This window comes from Nocardia sp. NPDC005978 (assembly GCF_040614455.1).
GTDB lineage: Bacteria > Actinomycetota > Actinomycetes > Mycobacteriales > Mycobacteriaceae > Nocardia.
The window spans coordinates 1-17565 of the sequence record NZ_JBEXUS010000003.1 but is presented as its reverse complement, the minus strand read 5'-3'; the positions used below and the strand labels follow the sequence as shown (position 1 = coordinate 17565).

Below are 17565 nucleotides of genomic sequence, written 5' to 3'. Positions count from 1 at the left end.
GCTCGCAGCGGAATCCCGCTGCGAGCCGCGAATGTCATTGCGTCCCGGGTACTTACCGGTGACTCACTTGCGAACGACGGTCTCCCAGCCGACCACGGTCTCGGGCAGGCGCGGGGCCGGGCCGGTGTAGATGGCGGCCGGGCGGACGAGCTTGCCGAGCTTCTTCTGCTCCAGGATGTGCGCACACCAGCCGGCGGTGCGGCCGCAGGTGAACATCGCGGGCATCATGTGCGCCGGGACCTCGGCGAAGTCCAGGATGACCGCGGCCCAGAACTCGACATTGGTCTCGATGGCGCGATCGGGGCGGCGCTCGCGTAGCTCGGCCAGGGCGGCCTGCTCCAGCGCGGCGGCGACCTCGAAGCGCGGGGCGTCCAGGCGCTGGGCGGTGGCGCGCAGCACGCGGGCGCGCGGGTCCTCGGCCCGGTAGACCCGGTGGCCGAAGCCCATCAGCTTTTCCTTGCGGTCCAGGATGCCCTTGACCAGTGCCCGCGCATCGCCGGACTTCTCGACGGCCTCGATCATCGGGAGCACGCGGGCGGGCGCGCCGCCGTGCAGCGGGCCGGACATCGCGCCGATGGCCCCGGACAGCGAGGCGGCCACGTCGGCGCCGGTGGAGGCGATGACGCGGGCGGTGAAGGTGGAGGCGTTCATGCCGTGCTCGGCGGCCGAGACCCAGTAGGCGTCGATGGCCTCGGTGTGCTTGGGGTCCGGGTCACCCTTCCAGCGGGTCATGAACCGCTCGGTGATGGTGGTGCACTCGTCGATCTGCTTCTGCGGCACGGCGGGCTGGTAGATGCCGCGCGCGGACTGCGCGACATAGGACAGCGCCATGACCGAGGCGCGCGCGAGGTTGTCGCGGGCGGTGTCGTCGTCGATGTCCAGCAGCGGCTGGTAACCCCAGATCGGAGCGAGCATGGCCAGGCCGGCCTGCACGTCGACGCGCACGTCGCCGGTGTGGATCGGCAGCGGGAAGGGCTCGGCGGGCGGCAGGCCGTGGCCGAACTCGCCGTCGACCAGGAGCGACCACACATCACCGAAGGTGACCCGGTTCGCGACCAGGTCCTCGATGTCCACGCCGCGGTAGCGCAGCGCGCCGCCATCCTTGTCCGGTTCGGCGATGTCGGTGGTGAACGCCACCACGCCTTCGAGGCCGCTGACGAAATCAGCTGGGATGACAGGGCTGGCCGCAGCGCTGGCAGTCATGTTGTGACTCTCCTTGCAAGTCGGGCCGCCCGGTCTCTGGGCGGCCACGCCGATCTCCTAGACCTTAACGCGCGCATTACTCCGGAGTAACCTCTGGCCCATGCCCGACCAGGAGAATTACGCCACTCCCGACCTCGACCTCTCGGCCCTGCGGGTGGAGTACGGCGTGGACGCCGGAAGCAACCATCCGGGCCGCGATACCGACCTCGACGAGAGCTGGCTGGCGCACGGCTGGGAACCGTTGCTGCGCAATTGGATCGAGCACGCGACCGAGGCCGGGGTGGTCGATCCCAACGCCATGGTGCTGGCGACGGTCGAGCTCGCCGAGACGGGTCCGCGACCGGCCTCGCGGACCGTGCTGTGCAAGGGGCTCTCGCCCGAGGGTGTGACTTTTTACACCAATTACGACTCCGCCAAGGGCCGCCAGCTGCTGGCGACCCCGTACGCGTCGGCCACCTTCGCCTGGCCCGCGCTGGGCAGGCAGGTGACGGTGCGCGGTCCGGTGCACCGGGTCGCGCCGGAGGTGACCGAGGTCTACTGGCGGTCGCGCCCGCGCGGCTCGCAGCTGGGGGCGTGGGCGTCGCGGCAGTCGCGGACCGTGCCCTCGCGCGCGGAGCTGGATCGGCAGCTGACCGACACCGAGGCCCGCTTCGAGGACGTCGAGTCGATTCCGGTGCCGCCGCAGTGGGGCGGGTTCCAGCTGCGGCCGGAGTACCTGGAGTTCTGGCAGGGGCGGCGCAGCCGGATGCACAACCGGTTGCGGGTCACCCTGGAGCCGGGCAACACCGATGTCGCGGCCATGAAGGTGGAGCGATTGCAGCCGTGACCGGGGGCGGACGGCCACCCTCGCGTCCCGTCCCGGGTCACGGGGGCTGAACGGTGCGCGGCGCCCGCCGGGTCACCCGTGCGCGCGCCCGAACGGCACTGCCGCACAACCGCATCGACGACGTCGTCCGACAAGGTAAAAACTCGTGGGATGAATCACGTCCAAATGATGGGATGTTTCTACCTAAACCCCTAGGCAGCTGGGGTTTTTCGCCGCTAACCTCACGCCGGTGAAGCTGCTCGCCGACATCACCCCCCTGAAGAACCCGGACTTCCGCCGGTTGTGGACCACCGGCGTGGTCACGGTCATCGGCGCGCAGCTGTCGGTGGTCGCGGTGCCCAAGCAGCTCTACGACATCACGCACAACTCCTCGTATGTGGGCCTTGCCGGGCTCTTCGGCCTGGTGCCGCTCGTGGTCTTCGGCCTCTGGGGCGGGGCGCTGGCCGATGTGATGGACCGGCGCAAACTGCTGCTCATCACGGGCGCGGGCACCGGCCTCACCGCGCTGGCGTTCTGGGCGCAGGCCGCGGCCGAGCTGAACAACGTGTGGCTGATCCTGGGCCTGTTCTCGGTGCAGCAGGCGTTCTTCGCGGTCAATCAGCCCGCCCGCGCCGCCATCTATCCCCGGCTGCTGCCCGAAGCGCAACTGCCCGCGGCCAATTCGCTGTCCATGACGGTCATGCAGTTCGGCGCCATCGCCGGACCGGTCATGGCGGGCATGATGATTCCGCTCAGCGGGCTGGCCACGCTGTATCTGCTCGACGCCCTGGCGCTGCTGGCCACGCTGTGGGCCACCTGGAAGCTGCCGCCCATTCCGCCCACCGGCGAGGCCAGGCGCGCCGGGTTGCGCGAGGTCGCGGACGGGTTCGTCTACCTGGCGACGCAGCGAATCCTGCTGGCCTCCTTCGCCGTCGACGTGGTCGCCATGGTGTTCGGCATGCCGCGCGCGCTGTTCCCGGAGATGGCGCAGGACAGTTTCGGGGACACCGAGACCAGCGGGCACGCCCTGGGGCTGCTGTTCGCGGCCATGTCGGTGGGCGCGGTGCTGGGCGGGGTGTTCTCCGGCTGGCTCACCCGCATCCGGCGCCAGGGCCTGGCGGTCGTGTGGCTGATCGTGCTCTGGGGGCTGGCCATGGTCGGTTTCGGCGTGGCCGTCGGGGCGGCGGGGCACGGCCTCACCGTCACGGTCGCCCTCTGGATCGCCTTCGCCTGCCTGGCCTTCGGCGGCGCGGTCGACATGTTCTCCGCCGCCCTGCGCACGACGATGCTGCAGTCGGTGGCGACCGACGAGATGCGCGGCCGGCTGCAGGGTGTGTTCATCGTGGTCGTCGCGGGCGGTCCGCGCATCGGTGATGTTGCGCACGGTTTCGCGGCAGCCGCCGTGGGTACCGCCGCGGCCGCGGCGGGCGGCGGCGTGCTGGTGGTGATCGGCATGGTGGTGGCCGCCCTGGTCTTCCCCGCTTTCATCCGCTACCGCGTGGCCCGGGCCCATTCGGAGGTGCGTGGCTGATGGCCGTGACCACGGCCGACGCGCGCGCTCACCGGCGGCCCGGGAGACACGCCCGGGTGTTGTGATCAACGTGGCCGATCGCGCGGAGGGGGCGGTTCATGCGGATAGCACATGACCGCACCGCACCTCACGTCCGAACGAAGCGACTGTGAGGTAGTAATCGACCACCCTCATTACTCGGGCGTACTGGACAGCGACTAGCGTTGAACCAAGCGCGTCGTCGCCATCCGCGTCCGATGCCTATGGTTTCAAGCCTGAGAGGGATCCTTCCGTGCCCGCTGAGAACATCATCAACGTCGACGCAGACGCCAAGCCGGTGTTGTCCTACCCCGGTGGCGAGTACCCCATGACGGTCGCCAAGGCGGTCGAGGGCAACGACGGGATCGACCTGGGCAAGCTGCTCGCCAGCACCGGGTTCGTGACCTACGACCCCGGCTTCATGAACACGGCGGCGACCAAGTCGTCCATCACCTACATCGACGGCGAAGCGGGCATCCTGCGCTACCGCGGCTACCCGATCGAGCAGTTGGCGGGCAAGTCGACCTTCATCGAGGTGAGCTACCTGCTCATCTACGGCGAGCTGCCGACCCCGGCCCAGCTGGACGACTTCACCAACCGCATTCGCCGGCACACCCTGCTGCACGAGGACCTCAAGCGGTTCTTCGACGGCTTCCCGCGCAACGCGCACCCGATGCCGGTGCTGTCGTCCGCGGTGAACGCGCTGTCGGCGTACTACCAGGACTCGCTCGATCCCCGCGATCCCGAGCAGGTCGAGCTGTCCACCATCAGACTCCTGGCCAAGCTGCCCACCATCGCGGCCTACGCCTACAAGAAGTCGGTCGGCCAGCCGTTCCTGTACCCGGACAACTCGCTGAGCCTGGTCGAGAACTTCCTGCGCATGACCTTCGGCTTCCCGGCCGAGCCGTACGAGGTCGACCCCGAGGTCGCCGCGGCCCTGGACATGCTGCTCATCCTGCACGCCGACCACGAGCAGAACTGCTCGACTTCGACTGTGCGCCTTGTCGGTTCGTCCGACGCCAACCTGTTCACCTCCGTCTCCGGCGGCATCAACGCGCTCTGGGGCCCGCTGCACGGCGGCGCGAACCAGGCCGTGCTCGAGATGCTCGACGAGATCAAGGCGAACGGCGGCGACGTCAAGGAGTTCGTACGCAAGGTCAAGAACAAGGAAGACGGCGTGAAGCTCATGGGCTTCGGGCACCGCGTCTACCGCAACTACGACCCGCGCGCCGCGCTGGTCAAGCAGGTCGCGGACACCATCCTGGCCAAGATCGGCGGCGACGACCAGCTGCTCGATATCGCCAAGGCGCTGGAAGAGGCCGCGCTCACCGATGAGTACTTCATCGAGCGTCGCCTGTACCCGAACGTCGACTTCTACACCGGCGTGATCTACCGCGCGATGGGCTTCCCGACCCGCATGTTCACCGTGCTGTTCGCCATGGGCCGCCTGCCCGGCTGGATCGCGCACTGGCGCGAGATGCACTCCGAGCCGCTCAAGATCGGCCGCCCGCGCCAGATCTACACCGGCTACGAGGAGCGCCCCTACGTGGGCATCAACGAGCGGTAGTGAGCTCGGCGACCTGAACACTCGAAACCGCCCCCGGATCTCCGGGGGCGGTTTTTCGTTCTCCCGATGATCTTTACGGGGCGCCCGGCGATTCTCAGGAAAAAGCCGATGCGAGTGGACCCGAATTCATGGGATGGTTCGGTCATGGCATCGAACATCACCCTGCGCTCTGCCACCGAGAAGGACTTCCCCGCGATCGTGCAGCTGGCCGAGATCTGCTTCGGCATGCGCTACGACCCGCCCGAGATCGAGAACATCCCCGGCATCTTCCCCATCGAGCGCGCGATCGTCGCCGTCGACGACGGGCAGATCGTCGGCCACACCGTGGACCGCGTCATGACCCTGACCGTGCCCGGCGGCGACACCGTGCGGGCGGCCGGCGTCTCCGCGGTCACCGTCGCGCCCACCCATCGCCGGCGCGGCATCCTGCGCTCGCTCTACATCGAGCAGCACGCGCGCACCGAGGCCGAGGGCCTGCCGCTGACCATCTTCACCGCCAGCGAGGGCACCATCTACGGCCGCTTCGGCTACGGCCCGACCACCGCGATGAACGAGGTGTCGATCGACCGGCACCGGGCCGAATTCCGCCCCACCACACCGGATCCCGGCGGGGTACGGCTGGCGACGCTGGACGAGTCCAGGGACCATCTGCGCGCGGTGTACGACCGCTGGCGGCGGCAGACGCCCGGCGGGCAGGATCGCCCGGACGCCAACTGGAATATCTGGTTCGCCGACACCGAGCGCTACCGCGACGGGGCCTCCACCCTGTTCGTGCTGACCCATCCGGACGGCTACGCGCTCTACCGCCGCAAGTGGGGCGAACACGAGAACGTCACCACCGTCGTGGAATTGCGCGCGGTGACCACCGAGGCGCACATCGCGCTGTGGCGGGTGCTGCTGAGCCTGGATCTGACCGACCGGATCGAGGCCTCGCTCACCGACGACGACCCGCTTCCCCACCTGGTGACCGATCCGCGCCTGGCGCGCGTCAAGGGCCGCTACGACGGCCTGTGGCTGCGCGTCATGGACGTGCCCGCCGCGCTCACCGCTCGCACCTACGGCGGCAACCTGGATCTGGTGCTGGGCGTGGAGGATTCGTTCCGCGACGCGGGCGGCGCCTTCGCGCTGCGGGTGCGGGACGGGGTGGCCGAATGCGAGCCGACCACGCGCCCGGCCGACATCGAACTGAGCATCGACACCCTCGGCAGCCTCTACTTCGGCGCGCACCGCGCCCGGGTGCTGGCCGCCGCCAACCGAATTCAGGCCAAGGACGGTGCGCAGCTGGCCGCGTTCGATCGGGCGCTGAGCACCGAACGCGACGCAGAGCTCGGCTGGTTCTTCTGATCCGGTGGCCGGAGGCGCAGTGCCACAGCGCAACTGATTCCGGGGGCGGCGCGGCCGGGCGGCAAAGACACTGCCGCCCGGCCGTTTCCGTCCCCGCTGTTCCGTCCCGCCGGGGTGGGTCCCCCGCCGGGTCGATCTCCCGGCCGGGTCGATCCCCCGCCGGGGTCCGGCGGGCTCGCCTACTTCTCGGCGATCTTCGCCCGGAACGGGCTGCCGGTCCTGTTGAACAGCGTCTCGCCGTCGGAGGCCCGTGACATCCGCACGGGGTCGGCGGTGAACGTGCCGCGCGCGACGGCGGCCGGGGAGCTGTCGCTCCGGCTCGAGTCGATGCGGGTGATCCCCGCGCTTTCCCATCCACCCCCGTCAGCGCCCGCCACCGATAAATCAGGGTTTTCCCGGTGGTCGGGGCGCGGCCGCGCTGGCATGCTGGAGGGCGTGAAGCCGATCCAGCTGATTCTGAACATCCTGTGGTTAGTCCTGGTGGGATTCTGGATGGCGGTGGGCTACGTGATCGCCGGACTCATCTGCTGCATCCTCATCGTGACCATCCCCTGGGGCATCGCGTCCTTCCGGATCGCGACCTTCGTGCTGTGGCCCTTCGGCCGCGAAGCGGTCGAGAAGCCCGGCGCGGGCGTGCCCTCGATGCTCGGCAACATCGTGTGGCTCGTGGTGGCCGGCTGGTGGCTGGCGCTGGGGCACCTGTTCACCAGCATCGCGCTCGCGATCACCATCATCGGAATCCCGTTCGCCTGGGCCAATCTCAAGCTGATCCCGGTGTCGCTGTTCCCGCTCGGACGCGAGATCGTGCCCAGCGACCGGGCCTGGGGCGCCGCCGCCTGAGACCCGCGGCGCGCGAGGCGGTTTCGAGGCGAGCGCGGTCCGATGCGCGCTCGCTCACTCCGATTCGGCGACGATGGTCTTCATGATGGAGACGGCCTCTTCGAGCACCGCGAGCTGATCCGGGGTCAGCCCGCCCAGCTGCTCGGTCATCCAGGCCTCGCGGGCGTGGGTCTCATCGGCGATGAGAGCGCGGCCCTGCTCGGACAGCGACACGATGATCTGGCGGCCGTCGGTCGGATGCGGATTGCGTTCCACCAGATCCATTTCCGACAGCGAGGCGATCACGCGGGTCATCGACGGCGGCTGCACCCGCTCCCGGGCGGCCAGGGCGCCGGGGGTCATGGCGCCATCGCGATTGAGCGTCGCGAGCGCGGAGAGCTGGGTCAGCGAAATCTGGGCATCGGCGCGCCTCCCCCGCAGATGTCGCGTCAAGCGCACCACCGCCAGTGAGAGTTCACCAGCGAGCGCTCGAATATCGGAAGGCGTTGTCACAGAGGCAAACGATACGGGACCACCCGCGCCCGGGACGGCGGTTCGCGGGGGTCCGCTCCACCCCTTCTCCCCGTACCGGACCCCGTACGCGCGGACGGGCGCGGAACCGACCGGTACCCCGTACTCGCCCCGGCCCCGGCCGCGCTCCCCCTATCGCCGCCCAGCACCCTCCCAGCAGCCCTGCCCGGTCGCCGGGCAGCGGATCGAGAGCCGGTGCGCCGAACCGTCACCCGGCCCGGCCGGGCGCACACCCGGGCGCGGGCCGCCCGGCCTTCCTGCTCGCGAAGTTCTAGGCTGGATCCCGTGAACCAGCCCGAGCCGCCCGCCGTGCCCGAGATCCCCGCACGCTTCACCGATCCGCGCCCGGTCCTGGCCATCGGCGGTCTCGGCTTCCTGCTCGCGACCATCGCCGTCTACGTGAACGACGACTGGGCCACCGCCCGCCCGGTCTGCCTCATGGGCATGGCCGTCGGCCTGCTCGGCTACACCCTGTTCGCGATCCAGCGCCGCGGCTCCCGCCGCGGCGACAAGGGCGCCCAGCTCGGCCTGGAGTAGGGGCGGGCCCGCCTCCCCGGGAACTCACCGCACCTCGGAGCCGGGCTCCGACAGGCGAGTCAGCCCGGCCATCACCGGGTCGAGTGTCACGCCGGGCAGCGAATCACCCAGCGAGACAGGCCTACCGCACCTCGAACTCGGCGCTGACGCCGGTGAAAGGGTGCAGGGCGCCGTCGGAGGTCAGGTTGTCGGCGAAGTGCTGGAAACGGTAGCGGCCGGGAGCGGTGTCGGCGGGGATGTCCCAGGTGAAGCGGGCCACCGACGCCGCGCTGTCGCGCTTGCTCCAGAAGAACTTGACCGGCCATTCGCCCTCGTTGGCCACGCGGGTCCAGCCGGAGCCGGTCGCGCGCTGGATCTCGAGGAACGTGCCGTTGCGGCGCGGGTTGTGCTTGGGGTGGGCCGAGACGAACTCGACCGAGGCCTGATCGCCCGGCGCGTAGGACCCGGCGGGCTGGGTCAGGACATCGCCGAAGGCCGCGCCTGCGGGGGTGGCGTCCGGTCCGGGGGGTGACACCAGGTTCGGCTGCATGCCGGAGACGTCGCGCGGGGCCGGGCCGCGGGGAACCGGCTGGTTCTGCGCGAAAGCCGTTGCCAGCCGGTGGAATTCCTGCTGGTAGGCCGGAAGGGTGTAGCGGCCGTACAGGGTCGAGCCGCCCTCGTACTGCTGCGCGTCGTATTCCTCCGGGGTGGCGACGTATTCGTGATAGGCGTTGGCGTAGCCCTGCATGAGCACCCGCTCCAGCGGCACGCCCAGCGCCTCGGCGACCGTGCGCCGGATACGCAGGCCGGCCACGACCGTGAATTCCGCACCGCCGCAGGCGAGATAGAGCTCTCCGATGCGCACCAGCTGGAGCGGCACCACGCTCGGCACCCACGCCACCGGCGGCATCAGGCCCAGCGGCGCCACGATCGCCTTGGGCGCCTGCGCGTCGGCCAGCCAGCCCGGCACCGGCGCGTTCGCGCCACCGAGCGCGTCCACGAACGGGTTTCGCACGCCCTCGGGGATCGGGACGCCCGGCAGACCCGGCCCGTCCTCCACGCTGCCCGCGATGAGCGAGACGCCCGCGCAGGCCGGCGCGGTGTGCCTGGGCTGGCCGCTGTCGGTCCAGCGCCCGTCCACCGCGGTGTCGGCGATGTCGATGTAGCAGAGCACGCTGCCGACCGGGCCCCCGATCGAGCGCGCGGCGCTCAGCGCCGACTTTCCGGCGTGGTACTGGCGCTCGCCGATGATGCGCGTGTTCTCGAACTCGTCCTCGGTCGGCCCGGAGGTGGGGCTCAGATTCAGATTCGGGGAGATGTCACCCGGATTGGTCTGCGGGAAGGCGGCCACGAAGTCGGCGCCGTCGAGATAGCGCACGCCGTGCTCGGTGTGCTCGAACGCGTACGAGGCGTAACCCTTGTTGTCGGCGCTGATGAGCCGGTTCTTGTTGCTCATCGAGGTGTTGTGGGTGGCGAACCAGGTGATCGCGCCGACCGGGCGGCCGCCGCGGCGCAGCGAGAGCACGGTGACATTCGGATCGATGCCATTGGGGAAGTGCGCCTTGTCGGCTTCGGGATTGCGATCGAAGGCGATCTTCGAGCGGTTCACACTGGCGTCGTGCAATTCGCCGTGGCCCAATTCCAGGGTGCCGGGCGCGAGATCGGCGTCCGCGGCGGCGATGGCCTCCACGATCGCGGCCACCTCGATGTCGTACACCTGCTGCTGGAAGCCGAGGATGGAGAGGTTGTAGGCGTAGTCGTGGGCCGCTCCGCCGCAGGTCGCGTGCGAGTGCGTGGAGGTCAGCACCACGTTCTGCTCGGTATAGCGGTCGCCGAAGCGCTGGGCCAGCGCCCCCATGACGCCGCGGTGCACGGACTGGAAGATCATGCCGTTGTCGGCGACGACGTAGGCCAGGCGCTGACCGTCGGTGACGAAGACGAACGCGCGCACGCGGGGGCGCAGATGGATGCCGGCGGTGTCCTGGCCGAACTGCGAGTAGCCCATCATGCCGCACTCGGCCGCAGGGCCGGTTATGTCGGAAATGCCCACTCCGACCAGGTATTCGCCGGATTCGGCGCGCGCCGCAGTCTCCGGTAGCGCGAGGTTCGCGGCCACCGCCAGCACGGCCGCGCCCGCGCCCGCTCCGGCGAGCACCGTCCGGCGCGACACCGCACGCGAAACCGGCTCGGTCCGATCGTCCCCGGCCGTTCCGTTGTCCGACAGCGCCATTCGCGCCTCCTCTCGTCCTGGGTGCGAGCGAACCATACAACTGGACATTCGTCCAGGCGAGATTTTCCGAGCACGCGAATTGACTGGGCGCTTCGCGGAGGCTTAACTCCCTGGAGTGTCCTCCCGATTGAGCGTCGAAGAACGACGGGCCCACCTTATCGAGGCAGCCATCGGCCTTGCCGAAAAAAAGGGCGTGGCAGGAGTTACCACGCGCGATGTGGCGCAGGCTGCCGGTGTTTCGCTCGGTGTGGTGCATTACTGTTTCGAAAACAAGGACCAGCTGATGACCGAGCTGGTCAAGGCGCTTTCGATGGAATTGCGAGATTCCGTCGACGCCAACGAAACGGTATGGCAAGACGTCGGAACCGGAAAAGAAGCGCTTCAAAAATTGGTGCGCGTCGCCCTGGAACTCATGTGGTTGAACATCGAAGCCACACCGGAACGCCAACTACTCACGTACGAAACGACTACCTACGCACTTCGCGAAGGTGAACAAACTCCGGCAAAACTCGCGATTGCCCGCGAGCAGTACACGTTCAACGACTCCACCCTCGGTGATGTCATCGAGCATGCCCGCGAAGCCACCGGCACCCAGTGGAACGTTCCCGTCGGCACGCTCAGCCGCTTCGTCCTGGCCACCATCGACGGCATCGTGCTGCGCTGGCTCGTGGACAATGACAGCGCCGCGGTCCGCGAGCAGCTCGATGTGCTCGCCGGCATGGTGAGCACGCACGCTTCCTGAATCGATTCCCCTGGGCCGCAAGCCCATCCACCGCATCCCGGCGCGGGCGGCTCTTCGGAGCCGTCCGCGCCGGACCAGTTTGCGGGCCGTTCGAGCGCTGCTCCGACTCCGGCGCAACCGCACGCCCGCGACCGCGCAGCGGGGGCCGGTCGGCACCGGCCCCCGGCGACCGGCTACGCGCCGCCGGTGATCAGGCGCGGTTGCGCCTGGGCGTGGGTCACATCCCCGTCCTGCCACAGGGTGACCGCCACCGTCGCCTCGTACGCGCCGCTCAGCCGCACGCGCAGGTCGTCGTGGATCACCAGCGCACCGGTGGGCGCGGTCACGCCGAATTGCAGGCGCAGCAGCACGCCCAGCGGTTCGGCGGCCCAGTCGGTGTGCCTGCCCTCGCCCAGCACCTCGGCGGTGACCGCCTGCGAGGCGAGCGGCAGATCCAGCAGGGCGGCAAGGGATTCCGCGTGCTCGATGTCGCCGGCCACCAGTCGCTCGGGTGGCAGCACCGCGCCGAACCACGGGCGATCCAGCACCAGGGCGTCCGCGCCGTCGATCACCGCGCCGGACAGCGCGCGCACCCGCTGCGGGGGATCCAGGTCCTCCACGTCCAGGGTGCCGTCGGCCAGGGCCGCGGACATCCGCCGGTGGGTTTGCGAAATAGCCTCGGGCGAGGGGGTTTTCGCGGGGTCGGCGAGCGCGTCGAGCAGTTCCTCGGCCAGGTGCGCGGTCATCACCTCGGGATCGGCCAGGATCGCGCGCAGCACGACCAGGTCCTGATAACCGAAACCGTCGAGCCGGGGTAGCAGGCCGTCGAAGTCGGTGTCGTCGGGATGCCGGTGGAAACCCAGTGGGACGCCGTCGATATGGGCGTAGCGGCGCAACCACCAGGCGGTGTAGCCGGCCCGGTCCGCCAGCAGCGGGCGGGTGTCGGGATCGGACAGCAACAGCCGCAGCGCATCCGGCCACGAGTCCTCGTCCACCAGGTCGAGGTCGCGGACCGCGCGCAGCTCCGGCGGATCCTCGGCCAGGCCCTCCCACCATTCCTCGGCGCCGTCGAGGTGATGGTCCGGGCCGGTCGGGTCGGCTTCGGCGATGACGGTGAAACCCCAGCCGACGCCGATCGCGCGCAGCGCCTGCTCGCCGTGCCGCGCAACGGTTTCCGGGTCGACGGTGCCGAACGGCGAATCCTCGTCGAGCAGGCTCGCCAGGGGTGCGCCGGGCAGCAGCAGTTCGTCCGCGGGCAGCAATTCACCGGTGCCGGAGGGCAATTCGATGAGGCTGAGCCAGGTGGGCAACGCGCCCGGGGTGGCGGTGGCGTGCCCGGCCAGGCTCAGCACCGCGTCGACGGTGTCCGGATCGCTCGGATCGTCCCCCAGGATCGCCTGCAGGCCCGGGTCGTTGAGCAGATCCTCGGCGGTGGCGGGGCGGGCGCCGAGCCGGCCGAGCAGCTCGTGCGCCGCCTCCGGGTGCACCAGGCGCGCCCAGTGCACGGGGGCGGCGCTCTCCATCTGGTCGTCGAGCACCACGGTGCGCGGGCCGGTCACGAGCCGCCCGTCGGCCAGCGGGACCGCCAGCGCGCCGAGCTCCTCGACCGCGAGCGGGTCGAGCACGAAGGGTTCGAGGGCGTCGTAGAACGAGTACCACCAGGTCGGTTCCCGGTCCAGGCTCGCCGAGAGCTCCGCGATGCGCGCGAGTCCGAGCCGGTGCACGTCCAGCACCGACAGCGCGTCGGCGACCGCGCGGCCCGACAGTTCCGGAATCACCAGCGGGCCCACGATATCGGCGAGCATGGCCGCCAATTCCTTTGTCACGCCCGTGAATACACTGGCCCGTCGTGGTCTCTCGACGGCGGCGGTCGGGACGATGGAGGTCGGGGCGGAGGGCACTGCGCCGCTGACCACGGACCAGGAGTCGGCCCCGAACTCGTCGTCCGCGGTGACGAAGTCACCATCGCGCGCCGCGTCACCATCGAACACAGCGTCGTCTGCGAACGTCGCGTTGCCAGCGAGCCCCGTATCACCAGCTAGCCCTGCATCGTCGGCGAGAGCCACATCGTCGGCGACCTTCGCCGCGTCGGCGGCAGTCGCGGTGTGCAAGTTGGCCTGCCCGGGGACGGGCTCGTCACCCGGCTGCGCATCGCCGATGCGGCGATCCCACTCGTCGGGGGGTGTCGCTGGGTGCTCCGGAGCGGCGGCCAGGGCGGCGTCGACGTCGAAGACCGGGTCGGCCACGGCGGGGGCGGCCACGGTGAGCACCGGCAGCCAGTCCTGGTCGCGCAGTTCGGCTATCAGCGCCTCGCGCAGGAGGTTGTCGGCCTCGCTGCGGGCGAAGGCGGGGGGCGGGACCAGCACCAGGCGGTCGGCGGGCGGGAGGGCGCGGGCGAAATCGGCGTAGCCGGTGGCCAATTCGGCCGGGCGTGCGCCGGGGAGCAGGCGGCGGCGGTCCGGCTGCATGGCGATGTCGGCGATGAGCAGCGCGGGGAGGGAGAGCTCCTCGTCCGAGCGGGTGGGGGCGCGCAGCACGTCGGGGCGCGCGGGTACCGGGCGGCCGGCCCGCAGGGGCAGCAGCCAGCGGGCATGTTTGGTGCGGTACTGCCACCAGCGGCGTTCGTCGGCGTCGGTCTGCGGGTCCGCGCCCGAGACGCGCAGTTCCTGCAGGCCGCCGTCGAGTTCGGTCACCGTGCTGCTGATCTCGTGGTCGCCGATGCGAATACTCGCCAGCGCGGGTAGCTCCAGCAGCAGATCCACCGCCTCGGCGCGCATGGTGGTGAGCAGGGCGGCGGCGTCCACGTCCTCGCGCAGGCGCAGCACCACCTCGCTGTCGAAGCCGACCGCCGGGCGTTCGTCGAGCGCCCAGGCCAGCCGCAGCGCGGGCGGCACGAACTCCGCCTCGGTCTCCGGGATGGCGATGCCCTGCGCGCCCAGCAGCGCCCAGGTTTCGGCCCGGGAGAATCGCACCGAGCCCCCGCGCGACCGGAATTCGATCTCCTCGGACACGGTCAGCACGGCGGTGAAGCCCACCCCGAACCGGCCCACCGTGGGCTCGGACCCGAGCTTGTTCGACGCACGCAACGCGGTCAGCGCGTGCACACCTGAAATGTCGAGTCCCACACCGGTATTGGCGACATGTAGCACTCGGCCCTCGAGCCACACCGCGACCCGCCCCGGCACCCCGGCCTTGGCCGCGGCGTCGGCGGCGTTCTGCGCCAGCTCGGTCAGCAGCCGATCCCGATACCCCGACCGCACCAGGTCGGCCTCGGTCGTGGCGTCCTCCCGCAACCGGGTCGGCGACCCCTGCCACGCGGCCACCACCCCGGCCCGCAGCGCAGCGGTATCGAACGGATCCCCCACTCCCCTGTCGCCGTTCACTCCACGCACCCCTTCCGCTCCTGGTCACACCGAACCGCGCACACCGCGGCAACTCTCGCACGACCACCGGCGGACCGGCCCCACGAACGGGAGCGACGAGTCCCGACCGGCCCGCACGGGGCGATCGCGCCTGAGCCTCACGTCGAAGTCCGGCCCGCGCACGTTACCGGCACGGCCGGGCGTGCACCCGGAAACCGGCGCGCGCGGCCCGGGACACGGACCGCGCGCGATGTCGAACGGATGGTTCTACTCTGCCGTAGCGCCCGAATCGGTCGGGGCGGACTCGGCATCGACCCTGACCTCGGCGACGGCCCAGGCGTCATCGGTCACCGAGTCGGGATCGAGGTCGAAGAGCCCGGGGGCGGGCTCGGCCGCGGCGGACTCGGGAACCTCGGGCGCGGGGCCGGATTCGACGCCGGCGGACGCCGCGGCGGGCTCGGCCCCTGCGGGTTCGGCGCTCGCCCCGGCGACAACCTCAGCGGCGGTCGCGGTCTCGCCGACGGCTGCCGACTCGCCGGCGGTCGCGGTTTCGACAATGCTCGCGGCTTCGCCAGCGGTCGCGGACTCGCCAGCACTCGCGGACTGGCCAACGCTCGCGGTCTCGACAACGCTCGCGGACTCGGCAGCACTCGCCGACTCGACAGCACTCGCGGGCCCGCCAACGCTCGCGGACTCACCAGCGGTCGCGGACGGGTCGACACCCCCGCTCGCGGTTTCGCCGGTGGCGGCGTCCGCAGCGGGCGCGGAATCCGCCTCGGCGGCGGCGGCTTCCGGCGCGGTCTCCGTGACCCGCGCCGATTCGGTTTCGGCCGAACCGGTTTCGCCGGGTTCGGGGGCGGCGGCCGGGCGGAACTCGCTGTTGGGGATCAGGTCCACCGCGGCGTCGTCGTAGGCCTCGTAGGCCGGGGAGCCCGCGCCGGTGGGGAGCTCGGTGTCCGAATGCGCGCCGCAGCCGTATTCGGTGTGCACCACGCGCCCGTCCGCGCCCATGGCATTGGCGCAGACGCCGAAGGCGGCGTGCAGGGCGCCGGCGAGGGGCACGAAGAAGCCGCAGCGGCCACAGGTCGAGGGCGCGGCGCGGGCCATGTCGGTGTCGGGGCCGAACTCGGAGAACCAGCGGTCGGCGGCGTCCTCGCGGCCGACGCGGCTCAGCACCTGGGTGCGGCCGAAACCGAGTTCGAGCACGACCTCGTCGATTTCCGGGTCGCCGGTGGCGAGGTATCCGGGCACCAGGCGCGGATCGTCCAGCGGCGGGGCGAGCAGGTCGCCGGGGGCCAGATCGCCGGGGCGAATGCGCTGATCCCACGGCAGGAAGTCGGGCGCGACCAGCGCCTCGGGACCGGGTAGCAGGGCCGATTCGCTCACCGTCACATGGCCGGCCTCCGGGGGCGCGGCCACCACGACCGCCCAGTGCCAGCCCCGATAGCCCGGCAGGGTGGCCTCGAAGTAATGCGTGGCCGCCGAATCACCCTCGGCCGTCACACCCACATGCATGCCCACGCCGAACGGCTCCAGCTCCAGGAGCGCACGGCGAGCCAGATCGACCGCCTCCGCCAGGATCGGCCGTACAACGGACTCCGAAACTCCAACCGCGCTCACGCCCTACATTTTGCCGTATGGAGCGCAAACGTCATGCACCGGTAGCGAGCGTCCCGGTCGCGGTGGCCGTCGCCACGGCCTTGGCCGCCACGACCACCGCATGTTCCGACCCCGGCGACACGCCGAGCCTGCGTGTCGAAGTGGTCTCGACCCGTCCGCACGACACCGCGGCGTTCACCGAGGGCCTCGAAGTGGACGGCCCCGTGCTGTACGAGAGCACCGGGCTGCCCGGCCGGTCCTTCATCCGGACCAGCGAGTTGGCGACCGGCAGGGAACTCGCCCGCGCCGATCTGCCCGCACCGCTGTTCGGCGAGGGCATCACCCGGGCCGGAAACCTGCTCTGGCAGGTCACCTATCGCGAGGAGATCGCCATCGCCCGCGATCCGTCGACCCTGGCAGAAATCCGCCGCACCAGCTACGACGGCGAGGGCTGGGGCCTGTGCACCCGCGACGGCCGCATCGTCATGAGCAACGGCAGCGACACCCTGACCTTCCGCGACCCGGTGACCTTCGAACCCACCGGCACGGTCACCCTGACCAGCCGTTCCGGCACCCGGATCAACGAACTCGACTGCGCCCCGGACGGTTCGATCTACGCCAACGACTGGCCCACCGAGACCATCGTCCGCATCGACCCCGACACCGGCGACGTCCTGGACGTCATCGACGCCTCCGGGCTGCTCCCGAAGCAGGACCGCACCCGCGACACCGACGTCCTCAACGGCATCGCCCACCTGCCCGGCACCGACCGCTTCCTGCTCACCGGCAAGAACTGGCCCACCAGCTACGAGGTCCGATTCGTACCGGCCGGGGACGAGTGACGGTCACGGCGCGAAGGTGAGTTCGCGCCGGCGGACGCTGCGTGCCGGTCCCGACACGAGGTCCGATTCGTACCGGTTGCGAACGAATGCGGGCCTCGGCGCCGGTGCGTTCAGGCCGGCGAACGTTGCGCGCCGGTTCCGGCACGAGGCCCGAATCTTGCTGGGCGGCGGTATGCGAAGGACCGGCACAAGGTCCGATTCGTTCCCGCCGGCCCCGGGGAAAATCCCGGCACGCGGTGCGTGAATGTCGCGATTGTGGCGGGTCGCACCGGCGGTAGTGCAGCCGCTGTCGCTCGGCACTGCAAGAATTGGGTACGTGCCAACTCCCCGTGACCCGAACGCCGACGCCGGTCGGTGGGGGGACGAGGAGTCTCCCGTCCTCGATCGCCACCCCGGCTTCGACCGCTATCCCCCGGCTAATACCCCGGACCAGCGCGTCCCGCCGACCCCGGACGCCCCCGGCGGCGCACGCGCGGC

Annotated in this window: 12 protein-coding genes and 1 pseudogene; 8 read left to right on the top strand and 5 right to left on the bottom strand. The window is 70.6% G+C overall.

Going from position 1 to position 17565, the window contains the following annotated elements; translation table 11 throughout:
* Positions 1-63: 63 nt before the first annotated feature.
* Positions 64-1203, bottom strand: coding sequence for a citrate synthase 2 (locus ABZ319_RS02150; RefSeq protein WP_354984444.1), 1140 nt, complete (start codon positions 1201-1203; stop codon positions 64-66).
* A gap of 100 nt (positions 1204-1303) precedes the next feature.
* Between ABZ319_RS02150 and pdxH the strand changes: the two genes are divergently transcribed.
* From pdxH to ABZ319_RS02125, 5 genes are all read left to right on the top strand, one after another.
* On the top strand, positions 1304-2029 hold the full coding sequence (gene pdxH, locus ABZ319_RS02145) for a pyridoxamine 5'-phosphate oxidase (protein WP_354984443.1): 726 nt from the start codon (positions 1304-1306) through the stop codon (positions 2027-2029).
* Between the two features lie 229 nt (positions 2030-2258).
* Positions 2259-3539 (top strand): MFS transporter, encoded by a 1281-nt coding sequence (locus ABZ319_RS02140; protein ID WP_354984442.1) that lies wholly within the window; start codon positions 2259-2261, stop codon positions 3537-3539.
* Between the two features lie 271 nt (positions 3540-3810).
* Entirely contained in the window at positions 3811-5124 is a 1314-nt protein-coding gene (locus tag ABZ319_RS02135; protein WP_354984441.1) for a citrate synthase, read from the top strand.
* 144 nt (positions 5125-5268) lie between these two features.
* Complete coding sequence (locus ABZ319_RS02130; RefSeq protein WP_354984440.1) at positions 5269-6468, top strand: GNAT family N-acetyltransferase; 1200 nt, start codon at positions 5269-5271, stop codon at positions 6466-6468.
* A 423-nt stretch (positions 6469-6891) separates the two neighbouring features.
* Complete coding sequence (locus ABZ319_RS02125; RefSeq protein ID WP_354984541.1) at positions 6892-7308, top strand: YccF domain-containing protein; 417 nt, start codon at positions 6892-6894, stop codon at positions 7306-7308.
* 54 nt (positions 7309-7362) lie between these two features.
* Here ABZ319_RS02125 and ABZ319_RS02120 read toward each other — a convergent pair whose 3' ends face one another.
* On the bottom strand, positions 7363-7800 hold the full coding sequence (locus ABZ319_RS02120; RefSeq protein WP_354984439.1) for a MarR family transcriptional regulator: 438 nt from the start codon (positions 7798-7800) through the stop codon (positions 7363-7365).
* A gap of 303 nt (positions 7801-8103) precedes the next feature.
* On the opposite strand from ABZ319_RS02120, the gene ABZ319_RS02115 reads away from it, so the two are divergent.
* Complete coding sequence (locus ABZ319_RS02115; RefSeq protein ID WP_354984438.1) at positions 8104-8355, top strand: DUF2530 domain-containing protein; 252 nt, start codon at positions 8104-8106, stop codon at positions 8353-8355.
* Between the two features lie 121 nt (positions 8356-8476).
* Here ABZ319_RS02115 and ABZ319_RS02110 read toward each other — a convergent pair whose 3' ends face one another.
* On the bottom strand, positions 8477-10564 hold the full coding sequence (locus tag ABZ319_RS02110; RefSeq protein WP_354984437.1) for a neutral/alkaline ceramidase: 2088 nt from the start codon (positions 10562-10564) through the stop codon (positions 8477-8479).
* Between the two features lie 127 nt (positions 10565-10691).
* On the opposite strand from ABZ319_RS02110, the gene ABZ319_RS02105 reads away from it, so the two are divergent.
* Positions 10692-11306 carry a TetR family transcriptional regulator gene (locus tag ABZ319_RS02105; RefSeq protein ID WP_354984436.1) on the top strand — a complete coding sequence of 205 codons (615 nt, stop codon included), beginning with the start codon at positions 10692-10694 and terminating at the stop codon, positions 11304-11306.
* 173 nt (positions 11307-11479) lie between these two features.
* Here ABZ319_RS02105 and ABZ319_RS02100 read toward each other — a convergent pair whose 3' ends face one another.
* Positions 11480-14668, bottom strand: a complete 3189-nt coding sequence (locus tag ABZ319_RS02100; RefSeq protein ID WP_354984540.1) for an ATP-binding protein — start codon at positions 14666-14668, stop codon at positions 11480-11482.
* A gap of 864 nt (positions 14669-15532) precedes the next feature.
* Positions 15533-16267: pseudogene (locus tag ABZ319_RS02095) on the bottom strand (DUF3027 domain-containing protein); the annotation flags it as partial.
* A gap of 17 nt (positions 16268-16284) precedes the next feature.
* Between ABZ319_RS02095 and ABZ319_RS02090 the strand changes: the two are divergent.
* On the top strand, positions 16285-17088 hold the full coding sequence (locus tag ABZ319_RS02090; protein WP_354984435.1) for a glutaminyl-peptide cyclotransferase: 804 nt from the start codon (positions 16285-16287) through the stop codon (positions 17086-17088).
* The last annotated feature ends 477 nt before the right edge of the window (positions 17089-17565 follow it).